Here is a 19,883-nt window from a genome sequence, read left to right on the forward strand (position 1 = left end):
TGTTTCGGTCGTCGGCGTGCAGGGGGATCCTTTCGCCTGACCGGCACCGGGCAACAGAGCGCGGGTCGGTTCTTTGCCAACCCGATAACCGGAAAGGCGTGTACCGCTGAGCGGTGTCCGGTTCGCCCCGGCTCTGCCCTCCCGTCACCAGCCGTACGTCGCGCAGGCCGCGTCGAGGAGTTCCCGCAGCCGGAGCGCGTCCGGGGCGAGGGCCGTCACCAACACGGCCGGCCCGGGCAGCGCGGTCGCCACCGCGAACTCGCCGAGCACGGCGGCGGCGGGCGGCGCCTGCGCGAACCGCGGGTCCACCACGAGCAGTTGCCCCAGCGCGCGGTGGCCCGCGAGCCCGGCCGGACCGTCCCAGCCGCCGGGTGCTCCCGGTCCGCAGGCCACCTCCTGATCCAGCAGCGGCCGGCCTCCCCGGTCGACGGTCAGCCGGCTGCGCAGCAGGCCCGGGACCTCCCCGCTGCGGCCGAGCACCTGCTCCTCGCGCAGCAGCAGTCGTGCGGTGGGGGCCAGTTCGACGCGGGTGGTGACCCGCAGGTCGCTGCCGCGCACGGAGACGAGCGGCTCGGGCAGCCACCGCACCCGCGCCTCCTCGGCGAGGGTCAGTCGTACGTCGTACCGTGCGGGTTCCCCGCCCCGGCCGGGCAGCGCGAGGGTCGCCGCCGCCGAGCGGAGGCCGAGCCGGGCGCCCGGTCCGGCGGTCGCCTCGACGGTGAGGTGGTCACCGCCGAGCGGGGCGCTCATGGCGCCGACCAGCATCACCTCGGCCTCGGCGGCCTCGCCCCGTACCCGGCGCAGCGCGAGCGGACCCTCCCCGGCCAGCAGGGGCAGCGCGGTGCCGCCGCGCCCGTCGGCGACGGCGCCGATCCGGGCGGTGGCGCGCAGCCCGAGGGCGGGTACCGCCGGGGCGCCGGTCACCGTACGGCCGTCCAGGCGGCGATCCGCCCGCGCACCCAGTCGGCCACCGGGGCCACTCCCTCGGGCCCGCGCAGGGACTGGAAGGCGACGGGGAGTTCACCGCGTTGTTCGGCGGCGTCCCGGGCCATCCGCTCCAGGTCGGAACCGACGTGGGGGGCGAGGTCGGTCTTGTTGACGATGAGCAGGTCGGCGGTGGTGACCCCGGGGCCGCCCTTGCGCGGGATGTCGTCGCCTCCGGCCACGTCGATGACGAAGATCTGGGCGTCGACCAGGCCTCGGGAGAAGGTGGCGGTGAGGTTGTCGCCCCCGGACTCGACGAGGATCAGGTCGAGCGGGCCGACGGTCTCCTCCAGTTCCTCCACGGCTTCCAGGTTGGCGGAGATGTCGTCGCGGATGGCGGTGTGCGGGCAGGCGCCCGTCTCGACGGCGGTGATCCGCTCGGGCGGCAGGACGGCCTCGCGGAGCAGGAACTCGGCGTCCTCGCGGGTGTAGATGTCGTTGGTGACGACGGCCATGGACAGTTCCGCGCGCAGCGCCCGGCACAGCGCGGCGACGGTGGCGGTCTTGCCGGAGCCGACGGGGCCGCCGAGGCCGAGGCGCAGGGCGCGGCGGGTGCCGTCCCCGCGGACGGGGTCGGCACCGTGGGTGTGGCGGTGGGGGTAGGTCACGGCGTGGTCGAGGTGCACGGGTTCTCCTGGGGGTGTGGGGAGGCTGTTCAGGACGCGAAGAGCCGTACCGGCCAGGCGGCATGGACCTGGGCCGAGATGTCCAGCAGCGGCGAGGAGGCGGCGGGCAGTACGCCCGTTCCCTCGTCGCGGGCGAGCAGGGCCGCCTCGGTGGCCCGCGCGGACACGGCGTCCAGCTCGGGTGCGAGTCGGGCCAGTACGGCGCTCGCCTCGAAGGGGTCGAGGCCGAGCAGGCGCACGGTCGCGGTGGCGGGTCCGCTGACGCTCTCGTACACCGCCACGTGCGCGGCGTCCGACGGCCCGAGTCCGGCCGCCCGCGCGGTGACGCCGAGGACCACGGGCTGGTGGGCGCCGCGCGGGAAGGCGGCGGCCAGGGCGTCCAGTTCGCCGGCCGGCCAGGTCGCGCGGGCGGCCCGCAGCAGTTGCCTGCCGAGTCGGCGCGCGGCGGTGCGCAGCGCGGGCGAGGGGGTGCGTGCGTCGGCGGCGGCGTCGAGTTCGGCGGGGTCGAGTCCGAGGGCGGCGGCCGCCGCGAGTCCGGCGGCGACGAGCCCGGAGGTGTGCAGCCGGCCCCGGCAGAAGTCGGCGAGGGTGGCTGCGTCGTGGATCCGGCCCGCCTTGCAGGCGGCCTCCGCCCCGCCGGAGTGGGCGTGCCCTCCGGCGGGGAAGCGGCCGTCCGCGAGGACGAGCAGTGCGGCGAGGCTCATCGGGTGCGGCCCCCGGTCGTGCGGGTGCGCATCAGAAGAGGAAGTATCGCTGGGCCATGGGCAGTTCGGTCGCGGGCGCCGGCTCCACGACCTCCCCGTCGATGCTGACGGTGAAGGTGTCGGCGTCCACCTCGACCCTCGGCATGGCGTCGTTGTTGCGCATGTCGGTCTTCGTGACCTTGCGGGTGCTCTCGATGGCCGTGAACCGCTTGTCGAGTCCGAGCCGTTCGGGCAGGCCGTCGTCCAGCGCGGCCTGCGCGGTGAAGTTCAGGGAGTTCAAGCCCGGGGCCCGCCCGAGATGGCCGAACATGGGGCGGGGCAGCACCGGCTGGGGGGTGGGGATGGAGGCGTTGGCGTCGCCCATCTGCGCGTAGGCGATCTGGCCGCCCTTGATGACCAGTTCGGGCTTGACCCCGAAGAAGGCCGGCTGCCACAGCACCAGGTCGGCCAGCTTGCCGGGTTCCACCGAGCCGATCTCGCGGGCGAGGCCCTGGGCGACGGCCGGGTTGATCGTGTACTTGGCGACGTAGCGGCGGGCGCGATGGTTGTCGGCCGGTCCGTCGCCGGGCAGGAATCCCCGCCGCTTCTTCATCACGTGGGCGGTCTGCCAGGTGCGCATGATCACCTCGCCGACGCGGCCCATGGCCTGGGAGTCGGAGGAGATGATGGAGATGGCCCCGAGGTCGTGCAGGACGTCCTCGGCGGCGATGGTCGAGGGTCTGATTCTCGATTCGGCGAAGGCGAGGTCCTCGGGCACCGCCGGGTTGAGGTGGTGGCAGACCATGAGCATGTCGAGGTGTTCCTCGACGGTGTTCACGGTGTGCGGCCGGGTCGGGTTGGTGGAGCTGGGCAGTACGTTCGACTCGGACACCACGGTGATGATGTCGGGTGCGTGCCCGCCGCCCGCGCCCTCGGTGTGGTAGGAGTGGATGGTGCGGCCGGCGATCGCGGCGAGGGTGTCCGCAACGAATCCGGCCTCGTTGAGCGTGTCGGTGTGGATGGCCACCTGGGCGCCGGTCTCCTCACAGACTCCGAGGCAGGCGTCGATGGCGGCGGGGGTCGCACCCCAGTCCTCGTGGATCTTGAACCCCAGGGCGCCGCCGCGCAGTTGGGAGTACATGCCCTCGCGGGACATGGTGTTGCCCTTGCCGAGCAGGCCGATGTTGACGGGGTAGGCCTCCAGCGCCGCGAACATCCGCGCCAGGTGCCAGGGTCCGGGCGTGACGGTGGTGGCCTTGGAGCCCTCGGCGGGCCCGGTTCCGCCGCCGACGAGGGTGGTGATGCCGGAGGCGAGGGCCTCGTCGATGACCGTCGGGGAGATGAAGTGCACGTGGGCGTCGATGGCGCCGGCCGTGAGGATCTTCCCGTTGCCCGCGATGATCTCGGTCTCGGGGCCGATGACGAGGGCGGGGTCCACCCCGTCCATGGTGTCGGGGTTGCCGGCCTTGCCAATGCCGCAGATCCGGCCGTCGCGGATGCCCAGGTCGGCCTTGACGATGCCCCAGTGGTCGAGGACGACGACGCCGGTGATCACCGTGTCGGGGGCGCCCTCGGCGCGCGTGGTGCGCGCCTGGCCCATGGACTCGCGGATGACCTTGCCGCCGCCGAACACGGCCTCGTCACCGGAGCGTCCGGGTCCGCCGCTCAGGTCCTCTTCGATCTCGACGAAGAGGTCGGTGTCGGCGAGCCGGATCCGGTCACCCGCCGTCGGCCCGAACAGGTCGGCGTACACCTGGCGTGACAGCTCAGCCATCGAGGGGTCCCCCGGTCTCCCCGCGCAGCCCCGGCACGGTCCGCAGCCCGCCCAGCGGTACGAGTTCCACCGCGACCGGGATGCCCGGCTCGAAGCGGACCGCGGTACCGGCGGCGATGTTGAGGCGGAGCCCGCGCGCGGCACGGCGGTCGAAGTCGAGGCCCGGATTGACCTCGGCGAAGTGGTAGTGCGAACCGACCTGAACGGGTCGGTCGGCGGCGTTGAGCACGGTGAGACGGGTGACGGGGCGGCCCTCGTTGAGGCGCACCGGACCGTCCCCGAAGCGGATTTCGCCGGGGATCATGCGGGGGCTCCTCCTCAGACGATCGGGTCGTGGACAGTGACGAGCTTGGTGCCGTCCGGGAAGGTCGCCTCGACCTGCACGTCGTGGATCATCTCGGGGATCCCCTCCATGACCTCCTCGCGCGCCAGCACGGTGCGTCCGGAGGCCATCAGCTCGGCCACCGTCCGCCCGTCGCGGGCGCCTTCGAGGATGTGCGAGGTGATGAGGGCCACCGCCTCAGGGTGGTTGAGGCGCACCCCGCGCGCCCTGCGCTTCTCGGCCACGTCCGCCGCCACGTGGATGAGTAGTCTCTCCTGCTCGTGCGGTGTCAATTGCACTCGTATCACCATGCTTCCAGGACAAGATCAACGCCGCGCCGACGCGACCCTATCGGCCGTCAACACTTTGTTGACCTGGGCATTTCCATGCCAAGCGTGTCTTGTCCAACGCAGAGGGAGGCTTTCCGTTCCGATCACCGTCGCTTTGCCGGCGCATGGGTGATCATTGACGGAAGACCGCGGACGCCCACGCTAGGGTCCGTAGTTTTCCGCCGCGTTAACGCACGTTTCGTGGAGGCACCCGGTTCGCCCGGCGCGGCGCCTCCGCCAGGTTCCGTATACGGAAGCTTCCTACGAGGAGAGTCATGTTTCTCAACCCTGTCCGCCACATCACCTTCGACGCGGTCGACCCCTACAAGATCGCCGAGTTCTGGTCGGCCGTGACCGGTTACCCGATCCATCCGGACGACGTGGAGGGCGACGAAGAGATCCTGCTGGAGCCGGGACAGCCCGGCGTCCCGGGCCTGTTGTTCATCCGCGTGCCGGACGCCAAGTCCGTGAAGAACCGGGTCCACCTGGACATCCAGCCGCCCACCGGGACGCGCGACGAGACCGTCACGCGGCTGACCGGGCTCGGGGCGCGGATCGTGGACGACCGGCGGGACGAGGACGGGGTGCTCGGCTGGGTCGTGCTCGCCGACCCCGAGGGGAACGAACTGTGCATCGAGCGCAGCGCCGAGGAGCGCGCCGGCGCCTGAGTCGGGTCGCGGAAGGGGCCTGCCGGCGGAGCCCTTCGGCTCCTCGCCTCCCCGACCCGCGGGCCGATCGCGTCAACAGCCGGTGGGAGCCTTCGCCGCGGCCACCGCGGTCCACGGCAGCGCGATCCACACGGTCTTGCCGCCGTCCTCGGTCGGGGTGACCGACAGCCGCCCGCCCGCCTCGGCGGCCAGCCAACGGATGATGACCATGCCCCGCCCGTTGTCCTGCTGGACCGCCGCGGGGAGCCGCCGGGGATGGCGCGGGTGACTGTCGGTCACCCCGACGCGCAGCCATTCACCGCGCTCCAGCCGGACGTCGACGGTGAACGTGGGCGACTGGCCGCGCGTGTGCTGGACCGCGTTGGTCGCGAGTTCCGAGACGATCAGTCGCACGGTGTCGGCGGTCTCGGATTCGTCGGGCAATCCCCATTCACCGAGTACTTCCGCGACGTACCGGCGGGCAGCGGCGACCGAGGCCGGGTCGCTCGGCAGGGTGACGGATGCTTCCTGGTGATCTGCCATGGCGACGTCCCTTTCCCACCGGGGCGTAACCGTCCCGGATCTACGCTGAGCGCCAGAGTGTCACCCATCGTGCCGCCGTTTCTGCCGTTCTCCCAAGATATGCATATATCTGTCGCTCAATGCGGTGAACTCTGCTACGGAAGAGCGTATTTGGACGGCAGACTGGCGCGAGCTGTGCCGGTGGAAGGAGAGCGGGTATGCAGCACGGTCCCGCGGTGCGCCGACGCAAGCTCGGCGAGGAACTGCGTGCGCTCCGTGACCGGTCCGGACTCACCAGTGGTGAGGCGGCCCGGATCGTGGGATGGCACCAGTCGAAAATCAGCCGCATCGAGACGGGTCGCAGTGGCGCGAAGACAGCGGACATCCGGCTGTTGCTCGACGCCTACGGCGATGTGGTCAGCGCCCAGCAGCGGGCCCTCTTGGAGGCCCTCGGGGCCTCGGCGGCGGGCTCGGGCGCGGGCGACGCCGCGCGCGGCCGGCAGTGGTGGCACGACTACCGGGGGCTGCTGCCGCAGGAGTACCGGGACTTCATCAGCCTGGAGGCAGGCGCCCGCGCAGCGCGGACGGTGGAACTCTCCGTGGTTCCGGGTCTGTTGCAGACGCCGGGGTACGCGCGCGCCGTGACCAGGGCGGCTCTGGGCGGGTTGCCGGAGCCGAAGGTGGACGCGCTGGTCGACGTACGGCTGGCCCGACAGTCGGTGCTGCGGGCCGATCCGCCGCTCCAGCTGAGCGCCGTGCTGGACGAGGCGGTGCTGCGGCGCCAGATCGGGGGGCCGGGGGTGATGGAGGAGCAGTTGCGGCACCTGGTGGAGGTGGCCCTGTTGCCCCAAGTGCGGCTCCAGGTACTGCCGTTCAGCGTGGGGGGTCATCTCGGCCTCACCGGACCGTTCGTCATCTTCTCATTTCCGAACATCGCCGATCTGGATGTGGTGGTCCTCGACCATCTGACGAGTAGCCTCTATCTGGAGCGGAAGGAAGACCTAGAGGCGTACAGCGCCGCGTTCCGCACCATCCAGGCGCACGCCCTCCCGCCCCAGGACTCGTCGGATCTCATCAGCTCCATCGCTGACGACGCGTAAGGAGGCACCCCCCGTGTCCGCAACCCCCTTATCCACCAGCGGACTTCTGATCAGCGCGCGGTGGCGGCGGAGCAGCCGCAGCACCGGGATGAACAACTGCGTGGAAGCGGCCGTCCTCCGTGGCGGCCTGCTGGCCGTCCGTGACTCCAAACGGACGGACGGCCCGGCCGTGCTCTTCACCGGGCCGGCCTGGCAGGGCTTCCTCGCATCCGTACGGACGGACGCTCACGCCTGACGCCCGTACGGATCGCCCCGCCTCAGCGGTCCGTGGCTCCGGCGGGAGCGGTACGAAGGATCACCCCGACGGCCCGGTCGATCTCCTCCCCCGTGAGATTCGCCCGGGCGGTCAGCCGCAGCCGGGAGATGCCGTCCGGTACGGACGGCGGCCGGAAGCACCCCACGGACAGACCCTCCTCACGGCAGTCGGCGGCCCAGCGCAGTGCCGCCGAGGCCGACGGGGCCCGCACCGACACCACGGCCGCGTCCGGCCTGGCCGCGGCCAGGCCGGACGCGGTGAGCCGCCCGTACAACGCGGCGGCCACCTGCCGCACCCGGTCCGCGCGCTCCGGTTCCCGCTGGAGCAGACGCAGGCTCGCGAGCGCCGCACCGGCGGCGGCCGGCGCCAACCCGGTGTCGAAGATGAAGGTCCGGGCCGTGTTGATCAGGTGTCGGATCACCTTCGCCGGGCCGAGCACCACCCCGCCCTGGCTGCCGAGGGACTTCGACAGGGTCATCGTCGCGACCACGCCGGGCGCGCCCGCCAGGCCGAGGGCGTGCAACGCGCCCCGGCCTCCGGCGCCCAGGACACCGAGCCCGTGGGCGTCGTCCACGACCAGCGCCGCGCCCTCGTCGCGGCAGGCCGCCGCGTACGCGAGGAGCGGCGCGGCGTCCCCGTCCACGGAGAAGACCGAGTCGCTGACCAGCAGGGCACGGCCCTCGTGCCCTGCGAGCGTCTTGCGCGCGATGTCCGGGCCGCCGTGCGGGGTGACCGCGATCCGGGCCCGTGAGAGGCGGCAGCCGTCGACGATCGAGGCGTGGTTCCCCGCGTCGGAGACGACGAGCGTGTCCCGGTCGCTGAGGGCGGTGACGGCCGCCAGGTTGGCCGCGTACCCGGAGGAGAGGACCAGCGCCGCCTCGAACCCGCAGAAGGCCGCCAGTTCCCGCTCGAGCCGGGCATGAAGCTCGGTCGTGCCCGTCACCAGGCGCGATCCAGTGGCTCCCCCGCCCCACCGCTCGGCCGCCTCCTGGGCGCCGCGGATCGTCTCGGGATGCCGGGAGAGACCCAGGTAGTCGTTGCCCGCGAGGTCCATGAGCGGCGAGTCGGACGGCCTCGGGCGCAGCGTCCGCACCAGTCCTGCCTGCTCACGCGCCTGCTCCTCGCCGTCGATCCAGGCGAAGACGTCCTCGGGCTCCGGGGTGTGCTCGGTCATCGGCGGTCCTCGCGTTTTGTCGGCTGTCGACAGATCTGCTCGACCCTAGCCGTCGCCGCTCGAGGGGTAGATGTGGCGATCCACACACTCCGATCTGGCCATGTTGTCTGATCTCTCCTTGGCCGGGAGTGCCGGTGTGGGCCAGGATCAGCGTCATGGACCTGCTGAACACCCTGGTGGACAAGGGGCTGCGGCGCGAGCTGCCGACCCGCGAAGAGGCGCTCGCCGTACTGGCGACCTCGGACGACGAACTGCTCGACGTGGTGACCGCGGCCGGCAAGGTACGCCGCCAGTGGTTCGGCCGTCGAGTGAAGCTGAACTACCTGGTCAACCTGAAGTCGGGCCTCTGCCCGGAGGACTGCTCGTACTGTTCCCAGCGCCTGGGTTCGAAGGCGGAGATCCTCAAGTACACGTGGCTGAAACCGGAGGAGGCCTCCCAGGCCGCCGCGGCCGGCGTCGCGGGCGGGGCCAAGCGGGTCTGTCTGGTGGCGAGCGGGCGCGGTCCGACGGACCGTGACGTGGACCGGGTCGGCAAGACGATCGAGGCGATCAAGGAGCAGAACGAGGGCATCGAGGTCTGTGCCTGCCTGGGTCTGCTCTCGGACGGTCAGGCGGAGCGTCTGAAGGACGCGGGTGCGGATGCCTACAACCACAACCTCAACACCTCCGAGGCCACGTACGGGCAGATCACCAAGACCCACACCTACGCGGACCGCGTCGACACGGTGCAGAAGGCGCACGCCGCCGGCCTGTCCGCCTGCTCCGGCCTGATCGCGGGCATGGGCGAGAGCGACGAGGACCTCGTCGACGTCGTCTACTCGCTGCGCGCGCTGGACCCGGACTCGGTGCCGGTCAACTTCCTGATCCCCTTCGAGGGCACGCCGCTGGCCAAGGAGTGGAACCTCACCCCGCAGCGCTGCCTCCGGATCCTGGCGATGGTGCGGTTCGTCTGCCCCGACGTCGAGGTCCGGCTCGCGGGCGGGCGCGAGGTGCACCTGCGCTCGATGCAGCCGCTGGCCCTGCACCTGGTCAACTCGATCTTCCTCGGCGACTACCTGACCAGTGAGGGCCAGGCCGGTCAGGCCGACCTGGACATGATCGCGGACGCCGGTTTCGAGGTGGAGGGCGCCGGTACGACGACCCTGCCCACGCACCGCGCCGACGCGGCGGCCGCGCCCGCCGCGGCCGGAGGCTGCGGTTCGCACGGCGGCGGCGCCTCGCTCTGCGGCCCGTCCGACGCCGCGGGCTCCGCCGAGGCGGCGGGCTGCGGTTCGGCGTGCGGTGGTTGCTCGGGGCACGCCGAGCCGGCGGCCGCCTCCCGCGCCCGGGTCGAGCCCGGTGAGGTGCGCTCGGACCTGGTGTCGGTGCGTCGACGTGGCGCGGGGACGGACATCGCCCCCAATGCCTGATCAGCACCTCCCACTGCCTGATCCGCGGGACGCGCTGCCGGCCGCCGACCTGGTCGCGCTGGACCGGCAGCACGTCTGGCACCCGTACGGCCCGATGCCCGGCAAGCAGGATCCGCTGGTCGTCTCCTCCGCGTCGGGCGTCCGGCTGCGTCTCGCCGCCCCCTCCCAGGGGCACGAGGAGCTGGTCGACGGGATGTCCTCCTGGTGGTCGGCCGTCCACGGCTACAACCACCCGGTGCTGAACGAGGCCGTGACCGCCCAGTTGGGTCGGATGTCGCACGTCATGTTCGGCGGGCTCACCCACGAGCCCGCCGTCCGCCTCGCGACGAGGCTCGTCGAGATCACCCCGGCCGGCCTGGAGCACGTGTTCCTGGCCGACTCGGGTTCGGTCTCCGTCGAGGTCGCCGTGAAGATGTGCCTCCAGTACTGGCGCTCCGTCGGCCGGCCCGGCAAGACCCGCCTGCTCACCTGGCGCGGCGGCTACCACGGTGACACCTGGCAGCCGATGGCCGTCTGCGACCCCGAGGGCGGGATGCACGAGCTGTGGTCGGGGCAGCTGCCGCGGCAACTGTTCGCGGACGCCCCTCCGGCCGGGTTCGACGTGCCGGTGGACCCCTCGTACGTGGCCCACCTGCGCTCCCTGATCGCGGCGCACGCCGACGAGCTGGCGGCCGTGATCGTGGAGCCCGTGGTCCAGGGCGCGGGCGGCATGCAGTTCCACAACCCGGGCTACGTCGCCGCGCTCCGGGACCTGTGCGACGAGTACGACGTCCTTCTCGTCCTGGACGAGATCGCCACCGGCTTCGGTCGTACGGGCGCGCTGTTCGCGGCGGAACACGCGGGGATCACCCCGGATGTGATGTGCCTGGGCAAGGCCCTGACCGGCGGATACCTCACCCTCTCCGCGACGCTCTGCACCGAGCGGGTGGCCGACGGGATCTCCCGCGGCGAGGTGCCCGTTCTGGCGCACGGGCCGACGTTCATGGGCAACCCGCTCGCGACGGCGGTGGCGAACGCCTCGATCGACCTGCTGCTGAGCCAGGCCTGGCAACGGGAGATCAAGCGTCTCGAAGCCGGTCTCCTGGCGGGCCTGGAACCGGCCAGGGCCCTGCCCGGTGTACGCGACGTGCGAGTCCTCGGCGCGATCGGCGTGATCCAGCTCGACCACCCCGTGGACATGGCCGCCGCCACCCGGGCGGCCGTCCGGGAAGGGGTCTGGCTGCGCCCGTTCCGCGATCTGATCTACACGATGCCTCCGTTCGTGACGGGCGACGCCGACGTGGCGCGCATCTGCCGTGCGGTGTGCGCAGCGGCCCGGGAGGGCTGACCCACATGACGATCCTGATGATCTCCGGCACCGGTACGGAAATCGGCAAGACGGTGACGACCGCCGCCATCGCGACGGCCGCGACGGCCGCAGGCCTGACCGTGGCGGTGCTCAAACCGGCCCAGACCGGCGTCGGACCGGACGAACCGGGCGACGCGGCGGAAGTCGCGCGGCTGGCCGGTTCGTCCGTGACCGCCGAGGAACTGGCCCGCTATCCCGAACCCCTGGCGCCCGACACGGCGGCCCGGCGCTCGGGGCTGGCCCCGGTCTCGCCCCGAGCCGTCGCCGAGGCCGCGCACCGGCTCGACCTCTCCCACGACCTGGTCCTGGTCGAGGGGGCGGGCGGGCTCCTGGTCCGCTTCGACGAGGAGGGCAACACCCTGGCCGACGTGGCCCGCCTGCTCGACGCCCCCGTGCTGATCGTCGCCCCGGCGGGGCTCGGCACGCTGAACGCCACCACCCTCACGGCCGAGGCCCTGCGGGCCCGGTCGTTGACCCCGTGGGGCGTGGTGGTCGGCAGTTGGCCCGCCGCCCCGGATCTGGCCTCGCGGTGCAACCTCGCCGACCTGCCGAAGTCCGCGGGTGTCCCGCTGATGGGCGCCGTCCCGCAGGGTTCGGGCGCGTTGGCCCCGGCCGACTTCCGTACGGCGGCCCCCACGTGGCTGGGGCCGATGCTCCACGGCACCTGGTCGGAAACGGAGTTCCTGCGGGCCTGGCAGCCCTGACCGCCGACCCGCGCCGGTCGCACGGGAGTCCGCGCTGCCGGTCGCGCGGGAGTCCGCGCTGCCGGTCGCGCGGGAGTCCGCGGTGCCGGTCGCGCGGGAGTCTGCGGGGATGAGCCGGCAGGCTCCCGTCGGGCGCGGGGGGCGTCGCTCGGGCGAGGTGCGGGACTGGCACCCGGCGGGCGTTCGGGTCAGTGCCCGCCCTTCGGCTCCAGGCAGCCGCCCTCCATGTACACCCCGTGCCCCTCCACCGTGAGGCCGCCGCCGGCCGTCCACCGTCCCGTCACGCACGGGCCGGCTTCCGGGATGAACAGCGAGAACCCCAGCGCTCCCCCGCTCCGGTACACCTCGTTGCCGGTGACGGAGTAGCCGAGTTCCTTCAGGGACGCGGCCAGTTCCGCGTCGCCGCGCGGGGCCGCCTTGCCGGCGCCGGTCAGCGCCGCCTTGATCCGGGCGCCGTGGGCGTCGGCTCGGCACCGACTCTCGGCCGAGAGGGTGTCTTGCGTCTTGTACGCGTGGTTCTCCGCGTACTTGCGTGCCTCGGGGTCCATCGGCAGTTCCCGCGACGACTCCCCGCCGCTCGCACCGTCGTTCGCGCCGCCGTTCGTGCCGCCGTCCTGCGGGTCGGCCGACGCCTCGGCCGCCTTCTGCGCGCATCGCGCGGCCACGTCGGGGAAGAGCCGGTCGTGGCGGGCCAATCCGGACGCGACCGGGTCGGGTGAACCCGCCGCGGTCGGCGTCGTGTTCCCGGCGCTCCCCGCCTTGGTGGTGCCGCAGGCCGTCAGCGCCGGCAGCACCGCGACGAGCAACACCCCTGCCATCCAGGTCATTCGAGAGGTCAAGACGTCTCCACATCCCCGGAGGGAGCGTCAGGCCCCGACGACCGAGGCGAACAACCGATTATCGCCTGCCTTCGCCTGGACCGGATGGGGGCCCCTGGAGGCGCACACCGCGGACTCCGCTCCCTCCCCGAGCGCGCGCACCATCCGCGGGCCCTCCGCCTCGACCGCGCACCGCCGGGTGTGCGGTGACCCTCCCGGCTGCCCGTAGACCCGGACCCGGCCGTGCTCCCCCCGGACGACTGTGCGCCCACGCGGTTTCGCGGCCCCCCGAGGCGGGGAACAGCCCGGCAGGGCACCCGCACCAGCCGCCACCCCCGCTTGGAGGCCCGCCATGCCCCGCCGACCCGCCGACCCGGTCCATCACCCGCACTTCGCGCGTTTCTACGCCCGCTTCAGCACCGCCGCCGAGACCCGCGGCGGCATCGGCACGCTCCGCGAGGAACTGCTGCACGGCGTGTCCGGTCGTGTCATCGAGATCGGCGCCGGCAACGGCCTCAACTTCGCGCACTACCCCCGGGCGGTCTCCGAGGTGGTCGCCGTCGAACCGGAGCGCTCCCTGCGTCGACTCGCCGCGGCGGCCGCGCTGCGCGCCGAGGTCCCGGTCGACCTCGTGCCCGGCGTCGCCGAGGCGCTGCCGGTCAAGAGCGAGGCCTTCGACGTGGCCGTGGCCTCGTTGGTGCTGTGTACGGTACGCAGCCTGCCGCGCGCCCTCGCGGAACTGCACCGGGTGCTCCGCCCCGACGCCGAGCTGCGGTTCTTCGAGCACGGTCTGGCGCCCGGCCCCGGCATGGGCGCCGTCCAGCGGACGCTGGACCGGACCGTCTGGCCCCGGCTCTTCGGCGGCTGCCACACGGCCCGCGACCCGCTCGCCGCGATCGAGGCGGCCGGCTTCCGCATCGTCTCGCACCGCGCCTTCCGGCTACCGGAACGCGGCCCGGCGCTCCCCACCTCGTACTGCGTCATCGGCTCGGCCCGCCGCGTGGAGGACTGAGGACGGGAGGGCTCTGCGGCCTCCCCCGGATCCCGTCCCCCGCTCGCCCACCGGTCCGCGAATCAGCGGTCGAGCGGCTTGACCCAGCGGGTCCAGTGGTCCTCGGGGCGGTATCCGGCCGCGTCCCACGCCCCGTGCACCCCCTCGTTGCGATCGAGCACCATCGCGTCCGCGCGCCGCCCGCCCAGGGCGACGAACCGCTCCTCGGCGGCGGCCGGCAGGGCCGCGCCGATGCCCTGCCTGCGGTGTTCGGGGTGGACGGCGAGCCGGTACAGGTGGCAGCGCCGGCCGTCGAAGCCGGCGATGACCGTGCCGACGAGCCCGCCGTCTCGGCGGGCTGGGAGGAGGGCGTGCGGGTCACGGGCGTGGAGCAGCTCGATTCCGGCGAGGTCGTCGGAGATGCTTGTGCCTTCGGCGGCCGTCTTCCAGAAGGCCAGTACCTCGGCGAGGTCTGGCGGGGAGCCGGGTCCGATGTGAAGATCGTCCATGCTCCGGATCCCCTCACCCGAGGGACGGGCACCAAAAGTACGATCCCTCCTCTTTGCCTGTCCTTTACCCTGTGGTCAACCGTTCCGCTCGAACGACCTGAAAGAAAGGTGTGAGCGTCCGCCCATGGGCGAGCCCCTCGGTACCCGACATCGCGCGACCCCCCTCCTCCTGGCTGATCATGGAACGGAGGTGACCGACCGATGACCGAAGTGCTCCTGCTCATCGTGGCGCTGCTGCTCTGCCTGGCCTGCGGAGTCTTCGTCGCGGCCGAGTTCTCGTTGACGACCGTCGAGCGCAGTGAACTGGAACGCGCCGTCGAACGCGGCGAACGCGGGGCCGACAGCGCCCTGGCAGCCGTTAGGAGCCTGACCTTCCAACTCTCGGGCGCCCAACTCGGCATCACCGTGACCGGCCTGGTCATCGGCATGCTCTCCAAGCCCTCGATCTCGGCCCTGCTCCAGGGCCCCTTCCAGGCCATGGGCCTGTCGGCCGCGGCCGCGTCCTCCGCCGCCCTGGTCGTGGGCACCGTCCTGTCGACCGTCGTCCTGATGGTCGTCGGCGAGCTGGTGCCGAAGAACTGGGCCATCTCCTCGCCGCTGGCCATCGCCAAGCGCGTGGCCACCATGCAGCGGGCCTTCAGCCGTGCCTTCAGGCCGCTGATCAGCCATCTGAACACCACCGCGAACCACCTCGTCCGCCGGTTCGGCCTGGAGCCGGCCGAGGAACTGGCCTCGGCACGCAGCCCTCAGGAGCTCGTGGCCCTGGCCCGGCACTCCGCGAAGGCGGGCTCGCTGCAGAAGGACACCGCCGAGCTGTTCGTGCGGACCCTGAACCTGGCCGACCTGACCGCGGAGAACGTCATGACCCCGCGCGTCCAGGTCACCGCCCTCGACGTGCAGGCCACCGCCGAGGACGTGGCGAACGCCACCCTGGCCACCGGCCTGTCGCGCTTCCCGGTGTACCGGGGCAGCCTCGACACCGTCGTCGGCACCGTGCACATCAAGGACGTGCTGGCGCTGCCCGCCGAGGACCGGCACCGGTACCCCGTCGAGCGACTGCTGCGCGAGCCGCTGCTGGTACCCGAGTCACTGACCGTGGATCGGCTGCTGGACCGGCTGTCGGGCCGGCAGACGATGGCCGTCGTCATCGACGAGTACGGCGGCACCGCCGGTGTGGCCACGCTGGAGGACATCGTCGAGGAGGTCGTGGGCGAGGTCCGCGACGAGCACGACCCGCACGAGACCCCGGACCTGGCCCCGGCCGGCACGGACGCCTCGGGACGGGCCCTGTACTCGGCCGACGGCGCCGCCCGCACCGACCAGCTCCGGCGGATCGGGCTGCGGGTCCCGGACGGCCCGTACGAGACGCTGGCCGGTCTCGTGGCCACCGAGTTGGGCCGGATCCCGGCCGTCGGCGACAGCATGGAACTGGACGGCTGGCGGCTGGACGTGGTGGACGCGAGCGGGCGTCGGGCCGCGCGGGTGCTGCTGCACACGCCGGTCGAGTCCGCCGACAACGACGGTGCTGAGGAGACCCGATGACCGCGATCCAGTTGCTGATCGGCCTGGCGACGCTGGTCGTGAACGCCTTCTTCGTCGGCGCGGAGTTCGCGCTGATCTCCGTCCGGCGCAGCCAGATCGAGCCGTACGCCGAGCAAGGCGACCGGCGGGCCCGCGCCGTGGTGTGGGGCCTGGAACACCTGTCGGCGCTGATGGCGGCGGCGCAACTGGGCATCACCCTCTGCACCCTGGTGCTGGGTGTGGTGGCCGAGCCCGCGATCGCCCACCTGCTGACGCCGCTGTTCGACCTGGTCGGCGTACCGGACGGGCTGACTCACGCGATCTCGTTCGTGGTGGCGCTGGCCCTGGCGACGTACCTGCACATGCTGTTCGGCGAGATGCTGCCGAAGAACGTGGCGCTCTCCGAGCCGGTGCGCACCGCGTTGTTGCTGGGGCCGCCGCTGGTGACCCTGGCGAAGGCCCTCCGGCCGGTGATCTTCGCGATCAACGCCTTCGCGAACGCCCTGCTGCGCCTGCTGCGGGTGGACGTGAAGGACGAGGTCGCGGCGACCTTCTCGGACGACGAGCTCGCCCGGATGGTCAAGGACTCCAGTGCCGCCGGACTGATCGACGGCCGCGCGAGCGAGCGGCTGCACGATGCCCTGGAGCTGGGCCGTCGTCCGGTCACCGATGTGGTACTGCCGTCGGACCGGGTCGTCCCGGCGCGCGAGGGCATCTCCGCGGCGGGTCTGGAACGGTTGTCGGCCGAGTCCGGCTACTCCCGCTTCCCCGTGATCGACGCGGAGCACAGGATCCTCGGCTACCTGCACGTCAAGGACGCGCTGGACGTGGCCGAGCGGGACGAACCGTTCCCGCTGTCCGAGCTGCGCCCGATCGCCCAGGTGCGGGCGGAGACCCCGCTGGACGACGTGCTGACCGCCATGCGGCGCAGCCGTACCCACCTGGCGGCGGTGCTCGGCCAGGACGGCGTCATGACGGGCCTGGTCACGATGGAGGACGTGCTGCGCGAGCTGTTCGGCAGGCCGGCGTCCGCGTGACCGGCTCCTGAATCCCGTGTCCCGGGATCCCGGGCCCCGCGGCGGCCCCCGACCGTGCGGGGCCGGGCTACCGCGCGGTAGCATCGCTCCCGCCATGGAGATGAATGCGTCCTACACCAGTTTTGTCGCGATCGGTGACTCCTTCACCGAGGGCATGTCCGATCTGCTCCCGGACGGCTCCTACCGGGGCTGGGCCGATCTGCTCGCCGCACGCCTCGCGACCCGCGAGCCGGACTTCCGCTACGCGAACCTCGCGGTGCGCGGGAAGCTGATCGGCCAGATCGCCGGGGAGCAGGTGCCCGTGGCGGCCGCGATGGGCGCCGACGTGGTGACGCTCGTGGGCGGCCTGAACGACGCGCTGCGACCCAAGGTCGACATGGGCCGGGTACGGGGGCACCTGGAAGAGGCCGTGGAACTGCTGGCCCCTTCCTGCAAGACGCTGGTCCTGATGCGTTCGCCGGGGCGCAACGGGCCGGTGATGGATCGTTTCCGCCCCCGCATGGAGGAGCTCTTCACCATCCTCGACGAGCTCGCCACGCGGCACGACGCGCTGCTCGTGGACCTGTACGGGGCGCCCGTGCTCGCGGACCCGCGCATGTGGGACGTCGACCGGCTGCACCTCACGGCCGAGGGGCACCGCCGGGTGGCGGAGGCCGTCTGGCAGAGCCTGGGGCTGGCGCCGGAGGACGAGTGGCGGGCCGATCTCGCTCCCTCGGCGGCGCCGACCTGGCCCGCGCGCAGGACCGAGGACCTCCGCTTCGCCCGGCAGCACCTGCTGCCCTGGATCGGGCGCCGGCTGACCGGCCGCTCGTCGGGCGACGGACGGGCGGCGAAGCGCGCAGAGCTGCTGCCGTACACGCCTTCGGCCACGGATCGGCTCTCGTAGCAAGGCACAATCCGAGGCGGGTCCCCTACCTGCGTAAACGCACAGCGGCGGCCCAAGTAGAATCACTCCACGTGACAGCCAAGCCCCGCATCCCCAATGTCCTGGCCGGCCGCTACGCCTCCGCGGAGCTCGCCGTCCTGTGGTCCCCCGAGTACAAGGTGACGCTGGAGCGGCGGCTGTGGCTCGCCGTGCTGCGCGCCCAGAAGGACCTCGGTATCGAGGTTCCGGACGCCGCCCTCGCCGACTACGAGCGCGTCCTGGAGACGGTCGACCTCGCCTCCATCGCCGAGCGCGAGAAGGTCACCCGGCATGACGTGAAGGCCCGCATCGAGGAGTTCAACGCCCTCGCCGGGCACGAGCACGTCCACAAGGGCATGACCTCCCGCGACCTCACCGAGAACGTCGAGCAGCTCCAGATCCGGCTCTCGCTGGAACTGTCCCGGGACCGCACGGTCGCCGTCCTCGCCCGCCTCGCCAAGCTGGCCGCGGAGCACGCCGAGCTGGTCATGGCCGGCCGCTCCCACAACGTCGCCGCACAGGCCACCACCCTGGGCAAGCGCTTCGCCACCGCGGCCGACGAACTGCTGGTCGCCTACGACCGCCTGGAGAACCTGCTGGAGCGCTACCCGCTCCGCGGGATCAAGGGCCCGGTCGGCACCTCCCAGGACATGCTGGACCTGCTCGGCGGCGACACCGCGAAGCTCGCCGACCTGGAGCAGCGCATCGCCGCCCACCTCGGCTTCGCCCAGGCCTTCACCTCCGTCGGCCAGGTCTACCCGCGCTCGCTCGACTACGACGTGGTCACCGCCCTGGTGCAGCTGGCCGCCGCCCCGTCCTCGATCGCCAAGACCATCCGGCTGATGGCCGGCCACGAGCTGGTGACCGAGGGCTTCAAGCCCGGCCAGGTCGGCTCCTCCGCGATGCCGCACAAGATGAACACCCGCTCCTGCGAGCGCGTGAACGGCCTGATGGTCATCCTGCGCGGCTACGCCTCGATGACCGGCGAGCTGGCCGGCGACCAGTGGAACGAGGGCGACGTCTCCTGCTCCGTCGTCCGCCGCGTGGCCCTGCCGGACGCGTTCTTCGCGTTCGACGGTCTGCTGGAGACCTTCCTGACCGTCCTCGACGAGTTCGGCGCCTTCCCGGCGGTCGTCGCCCGTGAACTCGACCGCTACCTGCCCTTCCTCGCCACCACCAAGGTGCTCATGGGCGCGGTGCGGGCCGGAGTGGGCCGCGAGGCCGCCCACGAGGTCATCAAGGAGCACGCGGTCGCCTCCGCCCTCGCCATGCGCGAGCAGGGCGCCGAGCGCAACGAACTGCTGGACAAGCTGGCCGCCGACGAGCGGATGCCGCTGGACCGCGCTCAGCTCGACGCCCTGATGGCCGACAAGCTGTCCTTCACGGGTGCGGCCGGCGACCAGGTCGCGACGGTGGTCTCCCGTATCGAGGCCATCTCCAAGCAGCACCCGGAGGCCGCCGGGTACGCGCCGGGGTCGATCCTCTGACCCCCGACGAACTGGCCGCCGCCCGCGACCGCGTCCTCCCGGACGTGGTCGCGGGCGGTCTGCGTGTGCTCTTCTGCGGGATCAACCCGGGTCTCCTCTCCGCCGCCACGGGCCACCACTTCGCCCGCGCCAGCAACCGGTTCTGGCCGGTCCTGCACCTGTCGGGCTTCACCCCGCGCCGGCTGGCCCCCGCCGAACAGGAAGAGCTGCTGACGTACCGGCTCGGCATCACGAACGTGGTGGCCCGCGCCACGGCCCGTGCCGACGAGCTGGACGCCGAGGAGTTCCGTGAGGGCGGTCGGATCCTGACGGCCAAGGTGGAGCTGCTGCGTCCGCAGTGGCTGGCCGTTGTCGGTGTGACCGCCTACCGCACGGCCTTCGGCGAGAGGAAGGCCCAGATCGGCCCCCAGGACCGAACCATCGGCGCCACCCGCATCTGGGCCCTGCCCAACCCCAGCGGCCTCAACGCCCACTGGACCGCCGAGTCCATGGCCCAGGAGTACGCCCGCCTCCGCACCGCCGCCGAGACCCCCTGACCGAACCTCGCCCGCGCCCGGTCCGTCCGGGTCCGGGTCCGGGTCCGGGTCCGGGTCCGGGTCCGGGTCCGGGTCCGGGTCCGGGTCCGGGTCCGGGTCCGGGTCCGGGTCCGGCAGCGATGGTGCATCGGCCCGGGCAGGGGTAGGCAGGCAGGGCATCCCCGGGGCCCGCTCCCCCGCCGATTCCCGCTACCCGGTCGCC

General features: G+C 72.5%; 22 protein-coding genes. 12 read left to right on the forward strand and 10 right to left on the reverse strand.

Annotated elements, in window-relative coordinates:
* Positions 1-144 precede the first annotated feature (144 nt).
* From OTB19_RS15100 to OTB19_RS15125, 6 genes are read right to left on the reverse strand one after another with little or no spacing between them, the layout of a single operon-like run.
* On the reverse strand, positions 145-924 hold the full coding sequence (locus OTB19_RS15100) for an urease accessory protein UreD (RefSeq protein WP_267798685.1): 780 nt from the start codon (positions 922-924) through the stop codon (positions 145-147).
* Entirely contained in the window at positions 921-1,610 is a 690-nt protein-coding gene (gene ureG / locus OTB19_RS15105; RefSeq protein ID WP_267798686.1) for an urease accessory protein UreG, read from the reverse strand. The genes OTB19_RS15100 and ureG overlap by 4 nt, the downstream gene beginning before the upstream one ends.
* A gap of 29 nt (positions 1,611-1,639) precedes the next feature.
* Positions 1,640-2,314, reverse strand: coding sequence for an urease accessory protein UreF (locus OTB19_RS15110; RefSeq protein WP_267798688.1), 675 nt, complete (start codon positions 2,312-2,314; stop codon positions 1,640-1,642).
* A 31-nt stretch (positions 2,315-2,345) separates the two neighbouring features.
* Positions 2,346-4,067: an urease subunit alpha gene (locus tag OTB19_RS15115; RefSeq protein ID WP_267798690.1), complete on the reverse strand. Its 1,722-nt coding sequence runs from the start codon at positions 4,065-4,067 to the stop codon at positions 2,346-2,348.
* A complete protein-coding gene (locus OTB19_RS15120; RefSeq protein ID WP_267798692.1) occupies positions 4,060-4,371 on the reverse strand; it encodes an urease subunit beta in 312 nt (103 codons plus the stop codon). The genes OTB19_RS15115 and OTB19_RS15120 overlap by 8 nt, the downstream gene beginning before the upstream one ends.
* A 14-nt stretch (positions 4,372-4,385) precedes the next feature.
* Complete coding sequence (locus OTB19_RS15125) at positions 4,386-4,688, reverse strand: urease subunit gamma (protein ID WP_053683293.1); 303 nt, start codon at positions 4,686-4,688, stop codon at positions 4,386-4,388.
* A 305-nt stretch (positions 4,689-4,993) separates the two neighbouring features.
* Here OTB19_RS15125 and OTB19_RS15130 point away from each other — a divergent pair, with 305 nt between their 5' ends.
* Positions 4,994-5,386 carry a VOC family protein gene (locus tag OTB19_RS15130; protein WP_267798693.1) on the forward strand — a complete coding sequence of 131 codons (393 nt, stop codon included), beginning with the start codon at positions 4,994-4,996 and terminating at the stop codon, positions 5,384-5,386.
* Between the two features lie 72 nt (positions 5,387-5,458).
* Here OTB19_RS15130 and OTB19_RS15135 read toward each other — a convergent pair whose 3' ends face one another.
* Complete coding sequence (locus OTB19_RS15135; RefSeq protein WP_267798695.1) at positions 5,459-5,908, reverse strand: ATP-binding protein; 450 nt, start codon at positions 5,906-5,908, stop codon at positions 5,459-5,461.
* A gap of 197 nt (positions 5,909-6,105) precedes the next feature.
* Between OTB19_RS15135 and OTB19_RS15140 the strand changes: the two genes are divergently transcribed.
* Both OTB19_RS15140 and OTB19_RS15145 read left to right on the forward strand, forming a co-directional pair.
* A complete protein-coding gene (locus OTB19_RS15140; protein WP_267798697.1) occupies positions 6,106-6,987 on the forward strand; it encodes a helix-turn-helix domain-containing protein in 882 nt (293 codons plus the stop codon).
* 13 nt (positions 6,988-7,000) lie between these two features.
* The gene (locus OTB19_RS15145; protein WP_267798698.1) at positions 7,001-7,222 is read left to right on the forward strand and encodes a DUF397 domain-containing protein; all 222 of its coding nucleotides are present in this window, start codon (positions 7,001-7,003) and stop codon (positions 7,220-7,222) included.
* A 22-nt stretch (positions 7,223-7,244) separates the two neighbouring features.
* On the opposite strand, the gene OTB19_RS15150 is transcribed toward OTB19_RS15145, so the two are convergent.
* Entirely contained in the window at positions 7,245-8,417 is a 1,173-nt protein-coding gene (locus OTB19_RS15150) for an 8-amino-7-oxononanoate synthase (protein ID WP_267798701.1), read from the reverse strand.
* 155 nt (positions 8,418-8,572) lie between these two features.
* Here OTB19_RS15150 and bioB point away from each other — a divergent pair, with 155 nt between their 5' ends.
* Genes bioB through bioD form a run of 3 tightly spaced genes read left to right on the forward strand, consistent with a single transcriptional unit; the run spans position 8,573 to position 11,878 of the window.
* Entirely contained in the window at positions 8,573-9,826 is a 1,254-nt protein-coding gene (gene bioB, locus OTB19_RS15155; protein ID WP_267798702.1) for a biotin synthase BioB, read from the forward strand.
* Positions 9,819-11,153, forward strand: a complete 1,335-nt coding sequence (locus OTB19_RS15160) for an adenosylmethionine--8-amino-7-oxononanoate transaminase (protein WP_267798704.1) — start codon at positions 9,819-9,821, stop codon at positions 11,151-11,153. The genes bioB and OTB19_RS15160 overlap by 8 nt, the downstream gene beginning before the upstream one ends.
* Before the next feature lie 5 nt (positions 11,154-11,158).
* A complete protein-coding gene (gene bioD / locus OTB19_RS15165) occupies positions 11,159-11,878 on the forward strand; it encodes a dethiobiotin synthase (RefSeq protein ID WP_267798706.1) in 720 nt (239 codons plus the stop codon).
* A 188-nt stretch (positions 11,879-12,066) separates the two neighbouring features.
* Here bioD and OTB19_RS15170 read toward each other — a convergent pair whose 3' ends face one another.
* Positions 12,067-12,717, reverse strand: a complete 651-nt coding sequence (locus OTB19_RS15170; RefSeq protein WP_267798707.1) for a hypothetical protein — start codon at positions 12,715-12,717, stop codon at positions 12,067-12,069.
* A 331-nt stretch (positions 12,718-13,048) separates the two neighbouring features.
* Between OTB19_RS15170 and OTB19_RS15175 the strand changes: the two genes are divergently transcribed.
* Positions 13,049-13,708, forward strand: coding sequence for a class I SAM-dependent methyltransferase (locus tag OTB19_RS15175; protein WP_267798709.1), 660 nt, complete (start codon positions 13,049-13,051; stop codon positions 13,706-13,708).
* A 62-nt stretch (positions 13,709-13,770) separates the two neighbouring features.
* Here OTB19_RS15175 and OTB19_RS15180 read toward each other — a convergent pair whose 3' ends face one another.
* Positions 13,771-14,196 (reverse strand): GNAT family N-acetyltransferase, encoded by a 426-nt coding sequence (locus OTB19_RS15180; RefSeq protein ID WP_267798711.1) that lies wholly within the window; start codon positions 14,194-14,196, stop codon positions 13,771-13,773.
* A 201-nt stretch (positions 14,197-14,397) separates the two neighbouring features.
* Here OTB19_RS15180 and OTB19_RS15185 point away from each other — a divergent pair, with 201 nt between their 5' ends.
* The 5 genes from OTB19_RS15185 (at position 14,398) to mug (ending at position 19,681) form a co-directional block, all read left to right on the forward strand.
* Entirely contained in the window at positions 14,398-15,738 is a 1,341-nt protein-coding gene (locus tag OTB19_RS15185; RefSeq protein WP_267798713.1) for a hemolysin family protein, read from the forward strand.
* Positions 15,735-16,754: a hemolysin family protein gene (locus OTB19_RS15190; protein WP_267798715.1), complete on the forward strand. Its 1,020-nt coding sequence runs from the start codon at positions 15,735-15,737 to the stop codon at positions 16,752-16,754. The genes OTB19_RS15185 and OTB19_RS15190 overlap by 4 nt, the downstream gene beginning before the upstream one ends.
* A gap of 94 nt (positions 16,755-16,848) precedes the next feature.
* Positions 16,849-17,640, forward strand: a complete 792-nt coding sequence (locus OTB19_RS15195; RefSeq protein ID WP_267798717.1) for an SGNH/GDSL hydrolase family protein — start codon at positions 16,849-16,851, stop codon at positions 17,638-17,640.
* A 71-nt stretch (positions 17,641-17,711) separates the two neighbouring features.
* Entirely contained in the window at positions 17,712-19,145 is a 1,434-nt protein-coding gene (gene purB, locus OTB19_RS15200; protein WP_267798719.1) for an adenylosuccinate lyase, read from the forward strand.
* Positions 19,142-19,681, forward strand: coding sequence for a G/U mismatch-specific DNA glycosylase (mug, locus tag OTB19_RS15205; protein ID WP_267798760.1), 540 nt, complete (start codon positions 19,142-19,144; stop codon positions 19,679-19,681). The genes purB and mug overlap by 4 nt, the downstream gene beginning before the upstream one ends.
* Positions 19,682-19,883 lie beyond the last annotated feature (202 nt).

The sequence above is a fragment of the Streptomyces sp. H27-H5 genome, from assembly GCF_026627505.1.
In the GTDB taxonomy this organism is placed as follows: domain Bacteria; phylum Actinomycetota; class Actinomycetes; order Streptomycetales; family Streptomycetaceae; genus Streptomyces.